The sequence below is a fragment of the Bacillus sp. HY001 genome (genome assembly GCF_007558965.1).
GTDB lineage: Bacteria > Bacillota > Bacilli > Bacillales > Bacillaceae_G > Bacillus_A > Bacillus_A mobilis.
In genome coordinates this window covers 41,932-60,026 of record NZ_VLTE01000237.1, presented here as the reverse complement: position 1 = coordinate 60,026, position 18,095 = coordinate 41,932, and the positions used below count along the sequence as shown (strand labels likewise).

General features: G+C 36.8%; 21 protein-coding genes. 1 reads left to right on the top strand and 20 read right to left on the bottom strand.

Annotated elements, in window-relative coordinates; genetic code table 11:
* The 19 genes from FOT98_RS31065 to FOT98_RS30975 all read right to left on the bottom strand — a co-directional run.
* A partial coding sequence (locus FOT98_RS31065) for a helix-turn-helix domain-containing protein (RefSeq protein WP_144291243.1) occupies nt 1-317 on the bottom strand: 317 nt, incomplete at its 3' end.
* 533 nt (nt 318-850) lie between these two features.
* Entirely contained in the window at nt 851-1,963 is a 1,113-nt protein-coding gene (hisC, locus tag FOT98_RS31060; RefSeq protein WP_063261759.1) for a histidinol-phosphate transaminase, read from the bottom strand.
* 120 nt (nt 1,964-2,083) lie between these two features.
* On the bottom strand, nt 2,084-3,169 hold the full coding sequence (aroB, locus tag FOT98_RS31055) for a 3-dehydroquinate synthase (protein WP_063261760.1): 1,086 nt from the start codon (nt 3,167-3,169) through the stop codon (nt 2,084-2,086).
* Nucleotides 3,169-4,341 (bottom strand): chorismate synthase, encoded by a 1,173-nt coding sequence (aroC, locus tag FOT98_RS31050; RefSeq protein ID WP_063261761.1) that lies wholly within the window; start codon nt 4,339-4,341, stop codon nt 3,169-3,171. Before aroC ends, aroB begins: the two co-directional genes overlap by 1 nt.
* A gap of 273 nt (nt 4,342-4,614) precedes the next feature.
* Complete coding sequence (gene ndk / locus FOT98_RS31045; protein ID WP_000415885.1) at nt 4,615-5,061, bottom strand: nucleoside-diphosphate kinase; 447 nt, start codon at nt 5,059-5,061, stop codon at nt 4,615-4,617.
* Nucleotides 5,062-5,185: 124 nt separating this feature from the next.
* Nucleotides 5,186-6,148, bottom strand: a complete 963-nt coding sequence (gene hepT, locus FOT98_RS31040) for a heptaprenyl diphosphate synthase component II (protein ID WP_061677804.1) — start codon at nt 6,146-6,148, stop codon at nt 5,186-5,188.
* Between the two features lie 31 nt (nt 6,149-6,179).
* The gene (menG, locus tag FOT98_RS31035) at nt 6,180-6,893 is read right to left on the bottom strand and encodes a 2-heptaprenyl-1,4-naphthoquinone methyltransferase (protein ID WP_061677805.1); all 714 of its coding nucleotides are present in this window, start codon (nt 6,891-6,893) and stop codon (nt 6,180-6,182) included.
* A 29-nt stretch (nt 6,894-6,922) separates the two neighbouring features.
* Entirely contained in the window at nt 6,923-7,672 is a 750-nt protein-coding gene (locus FOT98_RS31030; RefSeq protein ID WP_061677806.1) for a heptaprenyl diphosphate synthase component 1, read from the bottom strand.
* 212 nt (nt 7,673-7,884) lie between these two features.
* Nucleotides 7,885-8,454: a GTP cyclohydrolase I FolE gene (folE, locus tag FOT98_RS31025; protein ID WP_001151477.1), complete on the bottom strand. Its 570-nt coding sequence runs from the start codon at nt 8,452-8,454 to the stop codon at nt 7,885-7,887.
* Nucleotides 8,455-8,574: 120 nt separating this feature from the next.
* Nucleotides 8,575-8,847, bottom strand: coding sequence for an HU family DNA-binding protein (locus FOT98_RS31020; RefSeq protein ID WP_001043860.1), 273 nt, complete (start codon nt 8,845-8,847; stop codon nt 8,575-8,577).
* Between the two features lie 299 nt (nt 8,848-9,146).
* Nucleotides 9,147-10,625, bottom strand: coding sequence for a stage IV sporulation protein A (gene spoIVA, locus FOT98_RS31015; RefSeq protein ID WP_000416522.1), 1,479 nt, complete (start codon nt 10,623-10,625; stop codon nt 9,147-9,149).
* Between the two features lie 242 nt (nt 10,626-10,867).
* Nucleotides 10,868-11,581, bottom strand: coding sequence for a hypothetical protein (locus tag FOT98_RS31010; protein WP_061677807.1), 714 nt, complete (start codon nt 11,579-11,581; stop codon nt 10,868-10,870).
* A gap of 64 nt (nt 11,582-11,645) precedes the next feature.
* On the bottom strand, nt 11,646-11,849 hold the full coding sequence (locus FOT98_RS31005) for a DUF2768 domain-containing protein (RefSeq protein ID WP_061677808.1): 204 nt from the start codon (nt 11,847-11,849) through the stop codon (nt 11,646-11,648).
* 268 nt (nt 11,850-12,117) lie between these two features.
* Entirely contained in the window at nt 12,118-12,369 is a 252-nt protein-coding gene (locus FOT98_RS31000) for a stage VI sporulation protein F (RefSeq protein ID WP_000369753.1), read from the bottom strand.
* Nucleotides 12,370-12,484: 115 nt separating this feature from the next.
* On the bottom strand, nt 12,485-13,507 hold the full coding sequence (locus tag FOT98_RS30995) for an NAD(P)H-dependent glycerol-3-phosphate dehydrogenase (protein WP_000161774.1): 1,023 nt from the start codon (nt 13,505-13,507) through the stop codon (nt 12,485-12,487).
* A gap of 18 nt (nt 13,508-13,525) precedes the next feature.
* Nucleotides 13,526-14,836: a ribosome biogenesis GTPase Der gene (der, locus tag FOT98_RS30990; RefSeq protein ID WP_001125888.1), complete on the bottom strand. Its 1,311-nt coding sequence runs from the start codon at nt 14,834-14,836 to the stop codon at nt 13,526-13,528.
* A 124-nt stretch (nt 14,837-14,960) separates the two neighbouring features.
* Nucleotides 14,961-15,146 carry a capping complex subunit for YIEGIA gene (locus FOT98_RS30985; protein ID WP_061677809.1) on the bottom strand — a complete coding sequence of 62 codons (186 nt, stop codon included), beginning with the start codon at nt 15,144-15,146 and terminating at the stop codon, nt 14,961-14,963.
* Complete coding sequence (locus FOT98_RS30980) at nt 15,143-16,036, bottom strand: YIEGIA family protein (RefSeq protein ID WP_061677810.1); 894 nt, start codon at nt 16,034-16,036, stop codon at nt 15,143-15,145. Before FOT98_RS30980 ends, FOT98_RS30985 begins: the two co-directional genes overlap by 4 nt.
* Nucleotides 16,029-16,640, bottom strand: coding sequence for a YphA family membrane protein (locus FOT98_RS30975; protein ID WP_063261762.1), 612 nt, complete (start codon nt 16,638-16,640; stop codon nt 16,029-16,031). The genes FOT98_RS30980 and FOT98_RS30975 overlap by 8 nt, the downstream gene beginning before the upstream one ends.
* 116 nt (nt 16,641-16,756) lie before the next feature.
* Here FOT98_RS30975 and FOT98_RS30970 point away from each other — a divergent pair, with 116 nt between their 5' ends.
* Nucleotides 16,757-16,891 (top strand): YpzI family protein, encoded by a 135-nt coding sequence (locus tag FOT98_RS30970; RefSeq protein ID WP_000513900.1) that lies wholly within the window; start codon nt 16,757-16,759, stop codon nt 16,889-16,891.
* Nucleotides 16,892-16,944: 53 nt separating this feature from the next.
* Here the strand turns inward: FOT98_RS30970 and FOT98_RS33330 are convergent, their stop codons facing one another.
* The gene (locus FOT98_RS33330) at nt 16,945-17,763 is read right to left on the bottom strand and encodes a hypothetical protein (RefSeq protein WP_063261787.1); all 819 of its coding nucleotides are present in this window, start codon (nt 17,761-17,763) and stop codon (nt 16,945-16,947) included.
* Between the last annotated feature and the right edge of the window lie 332 nt (nt 17,764-18,095).

Genomic DNA, 18,095 nt, shown 5'->3' with positions numbered 1-18,095 from the left:
TTGGATTTATAAGAAGTGTGATAACCATTTTTGTACTTTTTGAACGAATGTTTTCTCGCCGTATCAAAATCTTTTGAAGCCTGTTTAGGAACTTGTGCATTGATGTCTTTTAACCACTCATATTTCTTTCGCTTCTTGATCTTTGTAAATCGTTTCTGTAAAGCTAACTGTGAAACAGATTTTCCAAATAGCTTATAGTATCTATCACTCATTCTTTTACAATAGTTATAAGCGAATCTTGCAGCACCAGCATGGTTTCTAAGCACTTTTTCTTGTTCAGGCGTTGGAATCAGTCTAACTTTCTTCGCCAATATCATCAGAAGCCTACTCCTTTACTGTGCGATTATTCGAGCACTCACCTTTCAGATAATGAAAGATTGGTTCTTCTGAATAATAGCGTGTTCCACCAGCATTCTCCTAAGACGACTAGGATACAAACCTGTTAATTCCGATACTTGACTAACTCGTGAAAATTTCATTATTATTCTCACCACATTGAATCCAATATAGCGCATACGTTCGATATATTCAATGAAGTTTGATAGATTCAATAAAATTTATCTCGTTTAACTAAGGGCGCAATTCCTTAGCCAGTTCTCTTATGAACTTCTCATGTTTTCACATGAGCGCAGACTATATGTTTATCTACTTAGAGATAGAGGATTTTTCCACCACCATAGGCTTGTGATGTACTCTCGTCAGTTATACGAGATAGCCGCCTCGAACCATCTTATCCATTTTGACTTAGATGATTCGAGGCGGAAGACCCATTATTCTAATGTTTAGGATTTAACCGTGCACGGAACTATTTAAATAAAAAGACTCCTATAATAGGAGCCTTCACACACTCTTAAGAGTATGTTTCTTCTTTCTTTACTTGCTCTTTTACAAGCTCTGTCAATAATTCTATAATTTCATCATTTTCTTCTTTCAAACCGACAGTAATACGAATACCATCATGTATACCAAATGCAGCACCAGAACGAACAATGTAGCCTTTCTTCATTAATCGTTCGAAAGCCTCATTACCAGGAATACCGAGCTTTAAGAAAATGAAATTTGTTTGAGATGGATAATAGAATACATTATATTCCTTACAAAATGCGTAATATTGATTTAATCCTTCTTCGTTCTTTTTCACACATTCTTGTAAAAATGCTTGATCTTCTAATGCAGCGAGTGCTACAGCCTGCGCTACAGTCGATGTATTAAATGGTAACCTTGCTACTTCTAGCTGCCCGATTAACTTCGCATTACCAACCGCATACCCGATACGGAATGCAGCTAAACCATATGCTTTTGAGAACGTACGTAAAACCATCAGATTTTCATACTTTTCAAGAAGTGGTAATGTTTGCGGATAGTCTTCTGCTCCCGCATATTCATAGTATGCCTCGTCCATAATAACGAGCGCTGACTTAGGAACTGATTCTAGAAATGAAAGTAAGTTTTGTTTCTCTACATATGTACCTGTCGGATTATTCGGGTTACAAATCCATACAATCTTCGTTTTATCATCTACTTGCTGTAACATCGCATCTAAATCATGAACGCCATCTTTTAGTGGTACTTCACGAACTTCTGCTCCTTCAATAACAGCATGGTGATGGTATTGCGAGAATGTTGGATTCGCCATTACAACATTTGTTCCTTCGTGTAGTAATGCACGACTAATCATTTGAATGACTTCATCTAATCCACTACCAAATAACAGTTGTTCTGCTTTGACACCTAACTGCGCTGCTACTTTTGTCCGAAGTTCAAATGCATATCCATCTGGATAAAGAGCATATTGACTCGCTAAAGAAGTTAATGCTTCTGTTACGCGTGCTGAGCAACCGAATGGATTTTCGTTCGATGCTAATTTCACAATTTTTGATAATCCATATTCCCTTTTTACTTCTTCAATGTTTTTCCCAGGTACATATGCTCTCAAAGTTAACAATTGCTCTTTCACTCTCATTTTTCTTCCCCCAGTCATTTTATTCAATTCGATTACAATACGGTTGTAATCCCACACTGTAATCGTTTATCTTAACCGCCACTATTACGAGAATACCTCAAAACAAGCACTTCACACTTCTTAAGCCATATCCTTTTGAAATGCCTCTAACGCAATATGAACAGTCTCATCTGGAATAGATACGACATTCACTACCCCATATTCCTGCATTAGCACCATATGAATTGCTCCAGCATTCGCTTTCTTATCCTGCTTCATCAATTGAACAAGGCGCTCTACATTCAAATCACTTGGCATTTTTGGATATCCGTACTTCAAGAACCACTGCTTCATCTCTTCATAAGAAAGATCCACCTTGTACACTTGCTCACTTAAAAACAAGGCAAATAACATACCAACCGCTACTCCGTCACCGTGAGTAATATTTCCATATCCTAGTTCTTTTTCAAGAGCATGGCCTAACGTATGTCCAAAGTTCAAATGAGCACGTACACCTTTTTCTGTTTCATCTTGCGCTACAATATTTGCCTTTACAGGAATCGCCTTCGTTAATATATGGATTAACTTCTCATCACGAAGGTCCGCTAATGTTTGCACTTCTTCTTTTAACCAATGATACAGCTTTACATCACCAATAAGAGCATGTTTTATCACTTCTGCATAACCTGAACGCCACTCTTTTTCAGGAAGTGACTGTAAAAACGGCGTATGATATACAACTGCTTCCGGTTGATGGAATGCACCGATCATATTTTTACCTAACGGATGATTGATCGCTACTTTCCCACCTACTGCACTATCGTGAGCTAATAAAGTCGTTGGAACTTGAATAAAGCGAATTCCACGCATAAACGACGCAGCAACAAAGCCAGCTAAATCTCCAATCATCCCGCCTCCAAGTGCAATAATTAAAGAATTTCTATCTAATTTATTTTCAAGAGCTGACGTATGAGCCGCATAGAAGTTTTCAAAAGACTTCTCTTTCTCGCCACTCGGTACAACGAATGAAAATACATTTTGCTCTATTTGCAATGCATCTACAACTGTCTGTAAATGGAAAGATGCAACAGCTTCATCTGAAATGATCATAATATTTGATACAGATGGCTGCATATTTTGAACGATTGTTTTCAAATGTGACAACGATTCTTTTCCTACGTGTACATCATATTCTTTTGATTTCGTTTGAATATGTATGTTTTCCATTAAAATCCCCTCGCATATTCATTATGTTTCTCAATATTTTCACGAATAAGGTCCATACGATCTAATCCGAATTGTTCTATTAAAGCTGTCGCTAATTCCCAAGCTACAACCGCTTCTGCAACGACACTAGCTGCTGGAACAGCGCAACTGTCAGAACGTTCAATACTCGCTGTAAAAGGCTCTTTCGTATCAATATCTACACTTTGAAGAGGTTTATATAGTGTAGGTATCGGTTTCATCACACCGCGCACAACAATTGGCATTCCAGTCGTCATACCACCTTCTAATCCACCTGCATTATTTGTTCTTCGTGTATATCCATGCTCTTCATTCCACAGAATTTCATCATGAACTTCACTTCCCGGTCTATGTGCTGCTTCAAAACCAATTCCAATCTCGACACCTTTGAAGGCATTAATGCTCATAATTGCGGCTGCTAATTTTGCATCCAGTTTTCGGTCATAATGCACATAGCTACCAACCCCAATTGGCATTCCTTCCACAATCACTTCAACGATTCCACCGATTGAATCACCATTTGCTTTCGCATCATCAATTGCTTTCATCATTTCGTTACCTGCACCTTCATCTAAGCAACGTACAGGTGATGCTTCTGTAATACTTTTTAATTCTTCAATTGACCGATACGTAATTTCCTTAGCCTGTACACCGCCAATTTCAATTACATGACCAGCCACTGTAATACCAAGTTCTGCTAACACTTTTTTAGCAACCGCACCAGCAGCAACACGCACTGTCGTTTCGCGTGCTGAAGAACGTTCTAGTACATTTCTCATGTCTCTATGTCCATATTTAATCGCACCATTTAAATCAGCATGTCCAGGTCTTGGCTTTGTTACTTTTCTTTTCATTTCTTTTTCTTCTTGTTCCGTTAAAGGCTCTGCGCCCATAATTTTTGTCCAATGTGCAAAATCACGATTTTCAACAACCAGTGCAATTGGAGAACCTAATGTCTCTCCATGTCTAACACCACTTACAATTTGCACTTGATCTGTTTCAATTTGCATGCGTCTACCACGCCCATAACCCTTTTGCCTTCTAGCTAGTTCTTCATTTATATCATCTGCTACTAAAGGTAGACCTGCTGGTACACCTTCTATAATCGTTGTAAGTTGTGGACCATGAGATTCACCAGCTGTAATATATCGCATACGTTATTCCTCTTTTCGTATATGTATTTATCTCGCTATATTAAGCAATAATTTTATCCTTCATTACTCTAAAAATATGAAAGAAATTATATAATACATCAGCCATTCGCTTCTTCCCCGATAGGCCTTTTACTTTACATATCAATATATCATAACAGCTCTAACTTCGTAACTAATTGAAACAAAAAAAGTGCAAGAAGAATACCCCTATTCTCCTTGCACTTTCTACTATTATCACAGTGATTAAAGCGTTTACAAATTATTTCAAAATAATTAGTAAATCCATTCATTCATTAATTTTGAGTAGTCAACTAATTCTTCTTCTTTAAAGAAAATAGCAATCTCGCGCTCTGCACTTTCTAACGAATCAGAACCATGGATAATATTTTTCGCAACAGTTACACCGAAATCTCCACGAATTGTTCCAGGAGCTGCTTCATGTGGTCTTGTTTTACCCATCATGTTACGAGCTGTATCTACTACACCTTCACCTTGCCATACCATTGCGAACACAGGGCCAGATGTAATAAAGTCTACTAATTCACCAAAGAAAGGTTTTTCTGTGTGCTCAGCATAGTGTTGTCCAGCAATTTCCGGAGTTACTTGCATTAATTTTGCACCAACTAATTGAAAGCCTTTTTTCTCAAAACGAGCTACGATTTCCCCAATGAAGGCACGTTGTACACCGTCTGGTTTTACCATTAGAAATGTTTTTTCCATAAAAAATCTCTCCACTTCTGAATTATGTATGTAATTGTATATCCCCACACACATATTAACACCCTTATCACAATTGTGCAATAGTTTTGAAATAGAGAGATTATTTTATTTTTTAGAAAAAACACTAAAATTTTCGTTTTCCAATATACTTTGCTACATTTTGTAATGCATACTTCGCTTGCCCACGCGGGAGTGGTTTTATAATTTCTAATGCTTTATGTAAATAACGTTCACTAAATGCAAATGCTTTATCAATAGCCGTACTATTCTTTACGGCCTCAATAATTTCTTTCATTTCATCCGCTGTTGTATTTTCATGTACAGATGTGATTTTTTTGCGAAGTATCGGATCTTCCATTGCGTATAGAGCAGGTAGCGTAATATTTCCTTGTAACAAATCACCACCAGCAGGTTTGCCCAGTTTCTCTTCTGTGGACACGAAATCTAAAATGTCATCAATAATTTGATACGACATGCCTACAAAATACCCATACCAAAATAGTCGATTTACCGTATCACGATTAGCGCCAGCAGCAATTGCTCCTAGTTGGCAACTCGCAGCAATTAATAATGCTGTTTTTCGCTTTATTCTTCTTAAATACGTTCTTAAATTTTGGTCATAATTGTATTTATCTTTAATTTGTTCTATTTCACCTTTACACACTTCTAAAATGGTATGCGATAGCGCCTGATGGGCCTCTGGAATTTCGATATTTGTTATACATTCAAGAGACTTAGCGAATAAATAGTCCCCTGTATACATTGCAATACGATCTCCCCATTTTGCATTCACAGTCGCACTACCCCGTCGTAAAAAAGCAGCATCAATAACATCATCATGAACAAGAGAAGCCATATGAATAAGTTCTAATGCAACAGCTACATGCTTAATTGCATCTAACTTATAATCTCCGAACTTTCCCGCAAGCAACACAAATACAGGACGAATTCGTTTCCCGCCAGCTTCAATAAGTTGTAATGCCGCCTCTTCTACTAATGGCTGTTCAGAAGCAACTGTCTTTTTTAATTCTTTTTCTATTACATTAATATCCGATCGTAAAAAAGAGTACATAAGTTGTAACTTCATATTGTTCACCTTAACCTAAAACTTCTTTTTTCTATTTTGATTCTGGTTTTATACCTAAATGCATCGCTGCTACCCCAAAAGTAAACGGCTTCACTTGTACACGTTCAAGTCCAGCTTTTTCAAACATATTAGCCAACTCTTTCATACCTGGGAATGTACTAGCAGATTCTTGCAGCCATGAATATTCTTTATAACTTTTCGCAAATAACTTTCCAAATAACGGCATGATATATTTAAAGTATAAAATATATCCTTGTCGAAAACCAATCATTGTTGGTTGAGATGTTTCTAAACAAATTACTTTTCCACCTGGTTTTACTACACGCGTCATTTCTTTTAATACGTGCAAATAATCCGGTACGTTACGCAAACCAAATCCAATCGTTACATAATCAAATGTGTTATCTTCAAACGGAAGTTCCATTGCATTCCCGTGTAGAAGTTCTACTTGTTTTAATTGTAACGCCTCTACCTTTTGTTTACCGACAGATAACATATTTTCACTGAAGTCTAAACCAACAACCTTGCCCTGTTCACCTACTGCTCCAGCTAGCGCAATTGTCCAGTCCGCTGTCCCGCAGCAAACATCAAGAGCCTTGTTACCTGGTTTTACATCCATAATGCGCATCGTCTCTTTACGCCACGCTTTATGTCTTTGAAAACTAATTACAGAATTCATCACATCGTATTTATCAGAGATTTTCTCAAATACATCATGTACTCTTTCTTCTTTTGATTGTTGCATGCTCGTACCTTCTTCCAATGTAAAATTGCTTATGTCTTCGATTTATCTCTTAACACAGAGTTTATTTCGCTTATATCTGTGTGTTTTTCCAAAAATTGATTTTCTTTCTTTCTGAGTTCCATCATCCATCCATTAATAACTGTTTCTATCTCTGCTTGATCCTTCATAATTCCTTGAACAGCTTGAAAAACAGGTGAATGTTGTTTTTCAGCATGCAGTTCACATTCTTTTTGAAGACGGTTTTTCCCTAGTACATACGTTATAAATGGCTTCCAATGCGATAAATGAAAATGATCACATGTTTTTTGCAAGAGTGCAGACTCAATCGTAACTACACTTTCCATTATGTCATCCATCGTTTCATGCGCTTTTTGATATAACATTATTTTGTGTTCATTAATTTCTTTAATTCCTTCAGCAAGCGCACGAATTAAAACAATATCACGATTCATAGACAATAAATAATAATATAACCCGCTATAGTAATCACCAGCAAGTACTGTTAGCTGACGACGTTTATGCGATTCATTTGCTTCTTCCCCTGCTTTATTTGATACTCTTTCATGTGTATCAAGCGCAATTTGCACAAGCATAATCGTTACTACATAATGCTCAATTTGTTCTATATGTAAATTTGCACTTTTTAAAGCACCATATAACAATGCTATTTTTTCTTCATCAATAAATGGTTCTTCAATATAGTTTATAAAATAAGGATGGCGTAATTTCTCCATCAATTTCTCTCTTATACCCGCATACCCTCCGTAGATGTCACACACAAAAATCACCCTTGTTTTCTAATTCATAAAACTTATTATAACACATACATACTATTTTCTATAACCAAAACTTGGCTACTCTTTCCAAACTTCCACCGAACGAAATAACATCTTCCACTCTTTTTAGTAGTCTTTCTATTCTCACTCTGCCTTACTAAAACTATATCATTTATTTACATAAAAAAAAAAGAAAAGCAGTTTCCTACTTTTCTTTACTTCGATTTAATAAAAGATAAAATTTCACTGCGTGCTGCAGCATCATTTTCTAGCACACCACGTACTGCTGTTGTTACTGTTTTCGCGCCTGGCTTTTTCACACCGCGCATCGTCATGCACATATGTTCCGCTTCTACTACTACCATTACACCATGCGGCTCTAGTACTTCCATAATAGAGTTCGCTACTGTTGATGTAATACGTTCTTGCAGTTGTGGACGACGTGCAATTGTATCTACAGTACGAGCTAATTTACTTAACCCTGTCACTTTTCCGCCTTGCGGAATATATGCAACGTGAGCAACTCCATAGAATGGAACTAAATGATGCTCACACATCGAATAAAACGGTATATCTTTTACTAGTACAAGCTCCTCGTGATCTTCTCCGAACACTTTATGCAAATGTTCTTTCGGATCTTCATGCATTCCTGCGAACACTTCTGCGTACATTTTTGCAACACGCTTTGGTGTATCAAGCACTCCCTCACGATTTGGGTCATCTCCGATTGCCTCTAAAATAAGGCGTACTGCATGTTCAATTTGTTCTAAATTAACTTTTGCCATCCGCTAGCCCTCCCGAAAACCTAAAAGTGATACGAACACATTCTAGCATATTTATGTTTTTAAAAGCAAAAAGAAGAGTTCCCAAAAAGGAAACTCTTCTTCCCTGTTAATATGTAAGGATTATTTAACCGCATCTTTTAACGCTTTACCAGGTTTGAATGCAGGTACTTTACTTGCAGCGATTTCAATCTCCTCACCTGTTTGTGGGTTACGACCTTTACGAGCCGCACGCTCACGAACTTCGAAGTTACCGAATCCGATCAGTTGTACTTTATCACCTTGTTTTAAAGCTTCTAAGATAGAATCAAAAACAGCGTCTACTGCTTTTGTTGCGTCCTTTTTAGAAAGGGAACTTGCTTCTGCAACAGCATTGATTAAATCTGTCTTGTTCATGCCATTCACCTCCTCCCAAAGATAAGACTGTATAATGATCATAAAATGAGTCTTACTTTCATTTGTAGGCAATTTTTGCAAATTCTATACTACAAAGATGTAGATAAATCATTATCAACGCCTATATTATACGATTCTCCTTTATAATTCAATATTTTTAAGGAAATTGTTACTCTTAAAATGTGAAAATCTGATGAAACTTGACAATTTACAACAATATATTAGATAATGACTGTTTATTTTTCTATTTCTATACGTGAAAATCAAAAAAATCCCTCTACGATGAGAGGGATTTTTTCTTATAATATAATCGCAATTAATCCGCCAGATCCTTCATTAATAATTCTTTCTAGCGTTTCTTTTAATTTATATCTCGCATTTTCTGGCATTAAAGATAGTTTCGCTTGAATGCCTTCTCGAACAATAGAGCTAAGCGAACGTCCGAATATATCAGAATTCCAAATTGATAATGGGTCATCTTCAAAATCCTGCATTAAATAACGAACTAATTCTTCACTTTGCTTTTCAGTACCAATGATTGGCTCAAACGTTGACTCCACATCTACTTTAATCATATGAATAGATGGCGCTACAGCTTTTAATTTCACACCAAACCTTGAACCGTGACGAATAATTTCTGGCTCATCTAAGCTCATGTCAGCTAACGCAGGCGCCGCTACACCATATCCTGTTTGCTTTACCATACGCAGGGCATCCGCTACTTGATCGTATTCTACTTTCGCATGAGATAAATCGAGCATAAGCTTCAATAAATGATCTTTCCCTCTAATTTCCACTCCTACTACTTCTTTTAAAATTTGATCATATAATTCATCTGGTGCATATAAATCAATCTCTGCTACACCTTGCCCCATATCAATGCCAGCTAGGCTCGCTCGATCAATAAATTCATACTGACTAAACTGCCAAACGACGCGGTCCACATCACGAAGACGTTTTATATCCTTTACAGTCTCTTGAACAGCTTCTTGATAGCTTTGGCGTAACCAATGCCCTTCATTTAACACCATCACCCAGCTCGGAAGGTTAACATTCACTTCTAAAACCGGGAACTCAAATAACGCTTCTCGAAGCACATTGTACACATCTGTTTCCCTTAAACTCTCTACACTCATCGCAATGACTGGGATATCATATTCTTCAGATAAACTTTGGCGCAATTGCTCTGTATCTGGATGATACGGCTGTACAGTGTTGATAATCATAATGAAAGGTTTTCCGACTTCTTTTAACTCATTTACTACGCGTTCTTCTGCCTCTATATAATCTCTTCTTGGAATTTCACCAATCGTTCCATCTGTTGTAATTACAACACCAATTGTGGAATGCTCTTGAATTACTTTACGTGTACCGATTTCTGCAGCTTCATGGAATGGAATAGGCTCTTCATACCAAGGAGTATTAATCATGCGCGGGCCATTCTCATCTTCATAGCCTTTTGCTCCTGGAACCGTATATCCAACGCAATCTACCAATCGAATATTCACTTCAAGCCCTTCATCTACTTCGATAGAAACCGCTTGGTTTGGAACAAACTTCGGTTCCGTCGTCATAATTGTACGACCAGCAGCACTTTGAGGCAGTTCATCTTGCGCCCTTTGACGGTCAGACTCATTCTCAATATTAGGAATAACTACAAGTTCCATAAATTTTTTAATGAATGTTGATTTCCCTGTTCGAACAGCTCCTACAACTCCAAAATAAATATCACCGCCTGTGCGTTCCGCAATATCTTTAAAAATATCTACCTTTTCCAAGTGATTCCCTCCCTCAATATTTTTGGGAATAATTCCACGTTTATAGTCAACTAATACCTTCTCTAACGTTGCCTATAATATCTGATATAATATAATGGTATTCTAGAAGTTCGGACAATATATCATATAATTTTGTCCAATTTCATATGACTATTAAAAAATACCTTTTGTTTGCATCGCAAGTTGTGTAACATAAAAAACCTTTCTTCTAGAACTTATTCACTAAAAGAAAGGTTCATGACTTATGATTTTAAAAAAATTGGTTCTCCATTCTTTACCGTATACGGTAAAGAATACGCAGGTACAAATGGAGAATCGTTCGAAAGTATATTCCGAATATCTTCCCCCTCCTTAAATTGACCTTCATTTTTTTTCAACGCTTCATATAAATCGATTCGATAATCAACATAAATTTCTCCTTTTTCATTGATTACAAAAGGAAGCCCTTTACCAGAATACGGACTTGTCACTTGCGGCACATCTTTATATCCTAGTTTTTTGAAATCTAATTCATACACACCATCTGAAATTACCTTTTTAAAAGGTGGATATTGATGTTCATCCCGATACATCCTAAGCTTTAATGATAATTCCTGGATTTGTTCAGCCATCCTAACATCAATTAATTTTACTGTCGGGTTTGTTTCAACGTCTATTAATACGTATTGGTACACTCCTCCACTTTCATACGCATTTCCCGGCGCTTCTTGTATGTAACGCGGAGCAATCTTTTGAAAATCGATTGGATACTTTTGATAAATAGGCGTACTCATATCCCGCGTCTTAATTGGTAATATCCCATCATTTTGCTCCTTAAATGTCGCTACAGCTTTTTGAACAACCTGTAGTTGATCTTCATAAGGAACAGCATTTTGCTTCATATTTTCTTTCGGATACAGACACCCCGTTAAAAGGCTCATACAACAAAATATTAAAATAATATGGACTTTTTTCACTAGCAATCACCTTTTCATACTAATATAACTTGCTCCGTATGTAGCATTTTCGAGACCATTCACTTTACTGCTGTACTGGTCCACTAAATACAACAAGAAAAATAACAATTCCTGACACAATCATAAGGGTGTACGCTACTAACGCTGTAATCCCTTTCAAAATTTTATTCTTTATTTTGTATCTACTTAGTAAAATAAAACTTACTGCAAAAAACATAAATCCAATTGCTCCTAAAGCAAACCACATTTTTAAAAGCCCTTCTGACATATACACACCCCTTTTTATTAATCTATTTTTATACTATTTTAACAAATTAAAATCTTTAAACAAATACAAAAAGAATATTTTACTACAAATTACGAATATATAACTTTAATCAACAGCCTTTTCCGCATCTTCCACTAATCTAGATAAAAATAAAACCGAAGCGAGTGTATCTCTCGCTTCGGTTGACCAAATATGCCCAAAACAGCTCTATTCCCATACTTTCATGGCTATCATATGCAATCTACAAACTCTTTGTTTCTCATATATTTTATTTCTTAAACATTTTGCTTAACGAACCAAAATCTGCGGGCATATTATTGTTAATGATCGCTTTTACAATTTGATCCTCTTGTTCTTTCGGCACTTCACGTCCTGCCATAAGAGCCACTTGATGAATCAATTGACGTAGCACAGTCTCATCACGTAAATTCGCGTTTTGTACAGATGATGCTAATTTAAAAATATCTTCTTTATTCACTTTCGCTTCTTTTTCAATGTTATTAAAAATGTTATTATCCATTCTTTTCACCCTCTCCTCAAGTTACTCTTCATCCTATGCAAAATTAAAAAAATGGTGAAAAGACCCATAAAAATAAAAAGCGACAGAAGTACAAATGTACTTCTGTCGCTTTTCTTTAAAGTAAGTCTGGTATAGCTTCCACTTCATGTTTTCGAACACGCCCCATCAATGAGCCTACTGCATCTTTCACATTATTCCCATTGAATAGCACATCATATAAAGCAGCTGTAATCGGCATTTCAACTTCCATTTTCTCAGCTAATTCGTGAGCAGCTTTCGTTGTTCTCACACCTTCTACAACCATACCCATACTTTCTAACACTTCTTCTAAAGAGTGCCCTTTTCCAAGCATATTTCCAGCGCGCCAATTTCGGCTATGAACGCTTGTACAAGTTACGATTAAGTCTCCCATTCCAGTTAGACCAGCAAACGTTAACGGATTTCCGCCCATTTTTCTACCTAAACGAGCAATCTCTGTTAAACCACGTGTCATTAATGCTGCTTTCGCATTATCACCTAATCCAAGACCATCAGTTATTCCAGCAGCTAATGCGATAATATTTTTTAACGCACCACCAAGTTCAACTCCAACGATATCTGGATTTGTGTATACACGGAAGTAGCTATTCATAAACAAGTCTTGTACTTCCTCCGCCGCTTCCATACGCTTTGCTGCAGACGTAACCGTCGTCTCTTGACGTAAACCGACTTCTTCAGCATGACTCGGTCCAGACAGCACAACAACGTCTTTAATCAAGTTCTCTGGAATTTCTTCCTCAATCACTTCCGAAATACGTTTTGACGTACCAGGTTCAATTCCTTTACTTGCATGAACCCAAGTAATCGGACCCGCTACATATTTCTTCATATCTTGCAATACTTCTCTGTACGCTTTCGTTGGCACTACAAGAAGTACTACATTTACATCTACTAATGCTTCTTCTAAAGAAGAGTAGGCTACGATTGTGCTTGGCAATGTAATTCCTGGAAGGTATCGACTATTCTCATGTTTCGTATTAATCTCATCCATAAGTTCAGATCGATTTCCCCAAATTCGTACATCATGCCCATTGTCAGCCAATACCATCGCTAACGCTGTTCCCCAGCTACCTGCTCCTACTACTGTGATTTTTGTCATAAAATCACATCCTCTCCATTAGTCTCTTGCTCTAGCGATAATGTGAATCGGCGTTCCTACAAAACCGAACGCTTCACGTAAACGATTCTTTAAGAAGCGCTCATATGAGAAGTGCATTAACTCTGTATCGTTTACAAATATAACAAATGTTGGTGGTTTTACCGCAACCTGTGTCGCATAGAAGATTTTCAGACGGCTACCATTATGAGTTGGCGTTGGATTCATCGCTACCGCATCCATAATTACATCATTTAATACGTTCGTTTGAATACGAATGCTATGGCTTTCATTTACTTCATTAATAACTGGTAATAATGTTTGTGTACGTTTTTTCGTTTTCGCAGATAAGAATACAATTGGTGCGTACTCTAAAAATTGGAAATGAGCACGGATGTTTTCTTCAAATGCTTTCATTGTTTTTTCATCTTTTTTCACTGCATCCCATTTGTTTACGACGATAATAACAGCACGTCCTGAATCATGAGCATATCCAGCAATTTTTTTATCCTGTTCAATAATTCCTTCTTCTCCGTCTAAAACGACTAAAACAACGTCAGAACGTTCAATCGCTCTAAGTGCACGAAGTACACTATACTTTTCTGTGCTTTCGTATACTTTCCCTTTTTTACGCATACCAGCTGTATCGATGATTACATAATCTTGACCATCTTTACTATATGGCGTATCAACAGCATCACGTGTCGTTCCCGCTATATTACTTACAATTACACGTTCTTGACCAAGAAGTGCATTTACAAGTGATGATTTCCCTACATTTGGACGTCCAATTAAAGAGAAACGGATTGTTTCATCGTCATACGCTTCTTCTTCAATCTTCGGAAAATGATTTGCAGCTTCATCTAACAAATCACCAAGTCCTAAACCATGTGTACCTGAAATCGGGAATGGCTCGCCAAATCCTAATGCATAAAAATCATAAATATCACTACGCATTTCTGGATTATCAACCTTATTTACCGCAAGTACAATTGGTTTTTTAGAACGATATAAAATTTTAGCAACTTCTTCATCTGCTGCAGTTACACCATCGCGACCATTCGTCATAAAAATGATAACATCTGCTTCATCAATCGCTACTTCCGCTTGTTGACGAATTTGTGTCAAGAACGGCTCGTCTCCAATATCAATTCCACCTGTGTCAATAATGTTAAACTCATGATTTAACCATTCTCCCGCACTATAAATACGGTCTCGCGTTATACCTGGTATATCTTCTACGATTGAAACTCTTTCTCCAACAATTCTATTGAAAATAGTAGATTTTCCTACGTTCGGGCGGCCTACTATTGCTATTACTGGTTTCGGCATATACTTTCATCCTTTCAACTTACTTCTGTTTATTATGTAAAAAACCCTTCTTTGTGCAAGAAGGGATTTGCATTCCAGAATATTTCTCAACGTATCAAAACACCTCACATTATACCACACGTTGCTAATGTTTCACAATAATATATACATTCTCTTGTAGGCGATGCGCAATACCATCTAAAATTGCCTCTAAATTATTTGCAACAAATTCTAGTTCCTCTGTCGATTCACAAGTAAACAAAGGGGCACCACCAGCAAATTTCTCCGGCGCTGTTGTAATAACTGCGAGAATTACACTTTCTAACATCATCCCTTATCTCCCCTTCCTTTCGGGGCTTCCGATGACATATGAACAGCACTTTCTAACGTCGGCACATTCCCTATGACACCTATCGCTTTCTCTGCATCTTGATCTTGTGGCAAGACAAAAATCCCAACCCTACCATCTTCTAAATCACGCTTTGCTAATGGCACAAGCGCCGGCGTGCCAGAATCTCTATAAATCCCTAAAGCGACAGAAACATCATGTAAAATAGCTTGTCGTTGTCCTAAGTTTGAGATTGTCACCATCGCATCAATTGATTTCGGCCTTAAAATAAAGCCCATTCCATATTTCATAATTTCCTCTTGCCTTGCTGGCAATCCAATATTCATAATGTAAATATTATCAATATACAGCCCCGCTCCTTCAAAACGAAGTGGAACATGCTCGATATCAACAAGATCATGTAACCTTTTGCCCGACATTAATTTTTTCGCGATAATAAATGCGATGATAGCCATAATTACTCCAGCGATCCATGAACGGAACCCTATATATGCAAACGTCGTTGCAAACGACGTTAACATCGCCAAATAGTTCCGACTTTCAAAAACTAATGCAATCCCTTCAATATATGTATTTCCACGCGGTACGAGCTCATATCCATCTAATTGTTGAAGTGTATTTCTTTCCATATTACGCACATCACGAAACTGTGTTGCTGCCAATGTAAGAAACGTAATAGCAGAAAAATCTTTTTTCAAAATTGACGGAATCGCAATTGCTCCTAAAGCCGCTGCAATTAACCCCATCGCAACGTGAATAATTTTCCCGTGGAGTCTCGTCGGATATTGACGCGTATCTGTCCGGAGCATTAGCACTCTCGTTACTGTCCCCGCTATTACTCCGCATAAAATGGCCGGTGTATATTCAGTCATGTATTACCCTCGCCTTTCTTTTACGTGTTTTCCCTTTGAACTGTTCCATATATACTGATGCTTTTGCAATCCAAAACAAAATTGCCATAAACAATGTAGAAACGGCGACGATATCAAAAAACGCTAAGCTACCGTAATCGTAAGGGAAGTGTAGTTTCCGAAAAATAAGTGTCACAAACAATTCTCCCTGTAACATTCCTACATAAAGAGAACATAATCGTAATATACGATCTTCGTGTAATAAAACCGATGCATACACAAGAGCACTACTTAACAAAAACAATCTGTCCACCACAATCCAAATTGGATCATATACTTCTAACAAATGAAAACTTGTATATAACATTGCAATAATAAGTGCCGAAAGTAAGGTATATAATTTTTTCCAAATAGAATAGAGCGTGATTCCTATAAAGGCAACAATACAAAGCAAAAGTGCATTTACTGATACCGTGAATGAAGCAATCGTTACATGCAACGGAGAGCAAATAATAAAAATCAATATACAGGCGCTTAGCTTCCACCGAATAGAATCCTTTTTCATAAAAAAAGTTACGACAATCCACCCTATCCAAGCAATAAAATAAAAAGTACTCCCTTCCATCATTTCACCTCCTATGTTTTCCATTATGGGAACTTTTTATGAAAGTTAATCCATTTTCTTCGCGCATAGTTTTTTCATATAACAGCAACACTTTTAATAAGGAGGTGCTATTCATTATGGGTAAAGATCGTCAAGAACGAAAACTAAGAGAATCACGCCGCGTTGAATCTGATCGTGACCAATCACTACAATATCCAGGTGCAACTGGACTAGATACACCAGAGCAAGCTCGCAAGCAGAATCAGCACTAATAAATACAAAAAGACGGTTTCGATATTGTACGAAACCGTCTTTTACATAATTTTCACTCATAATATAATTCTTTTGTTTCCATATTATAAATCCGATTACTTGGCGTAGCATCAATTGTAACTATACCAGTTGGTTTTTTAGAATATGTAACAACATAATACGTATGAAGGGAAGGATTTTTACTATTTACTTCTACACGTACATAATTCGTCTCCCCTAATTCGTTTAACTTTTGCTCAACCTCTTTTTTCACATCAGCAATATTTTCTCGTTCTCCTTTAACTTTGCTACTTCCGATGATGTTTCCTTGATCAGAAAGTAATACTACTTCAGCTCCGCTTACATCCACTTCACTTGGTATATTAAAATAATAATTTATATATGAATCTTCCGATGGGATATTTTTATCTTCTCCTAGTTCCCTGGACAAAATCAGCGCTTCTGTTCCACTTCCTGCATTCACCATGGGATTCCTATACAGTTTATTCCCGACTGCGATTGCAATATTCGCCGTTTTAATTGTTGATTGTGCTGTTGCTGAACTAGAACCTCCTTCTTTTATATTTGAAGTTAGCGATATTTCAATTTTTTGATTATATCCAACAATTCCTGTATCTGCTTTTATATTTCGCGCATGAATATTTACATCGTCACGATTATACGCCATACGTCCTATTGTATTTTTACTATTTGAAGATACATTATCTTCTTTTTCGTTAACTTCCTCACGCTCTAAATTATCGTAAGTTTTTTCTTGCTTCTTTTGACTCTTAAATTGTAATCTATTATCTTGTTCGATCACCAACCATTTATATCGAAAAGTTTGTACGCGTTCTGCTTTTCCATTCGTATAATTCGTTTTATATGTCATTGAATAAGTTAATTCATATTGTTTATCGTCAGCCTTTTTTATAGCATCTACCTTAACGTCTAGTGCTACCGATTTAAAATCTTTTCTCTCGTTACACAATTTTATATAAGCGATTACATCTTTGTATGCTTCATCTTGATTCGCATCCACGAAGTACACCTTTAAATCCTCAGCGACACTTTCCCTTTCATTTGCACCACTTTCAATAAGTTTAGTGTACATGATCAAATCTTTCTTTACCGCATTCCCAGAAATAGTATTCTTTTCATTTTTGATTTCTTCATTATTAGGTTTTACATCTCTTTTTTCACCAGATGTAACTTTCCTATCAG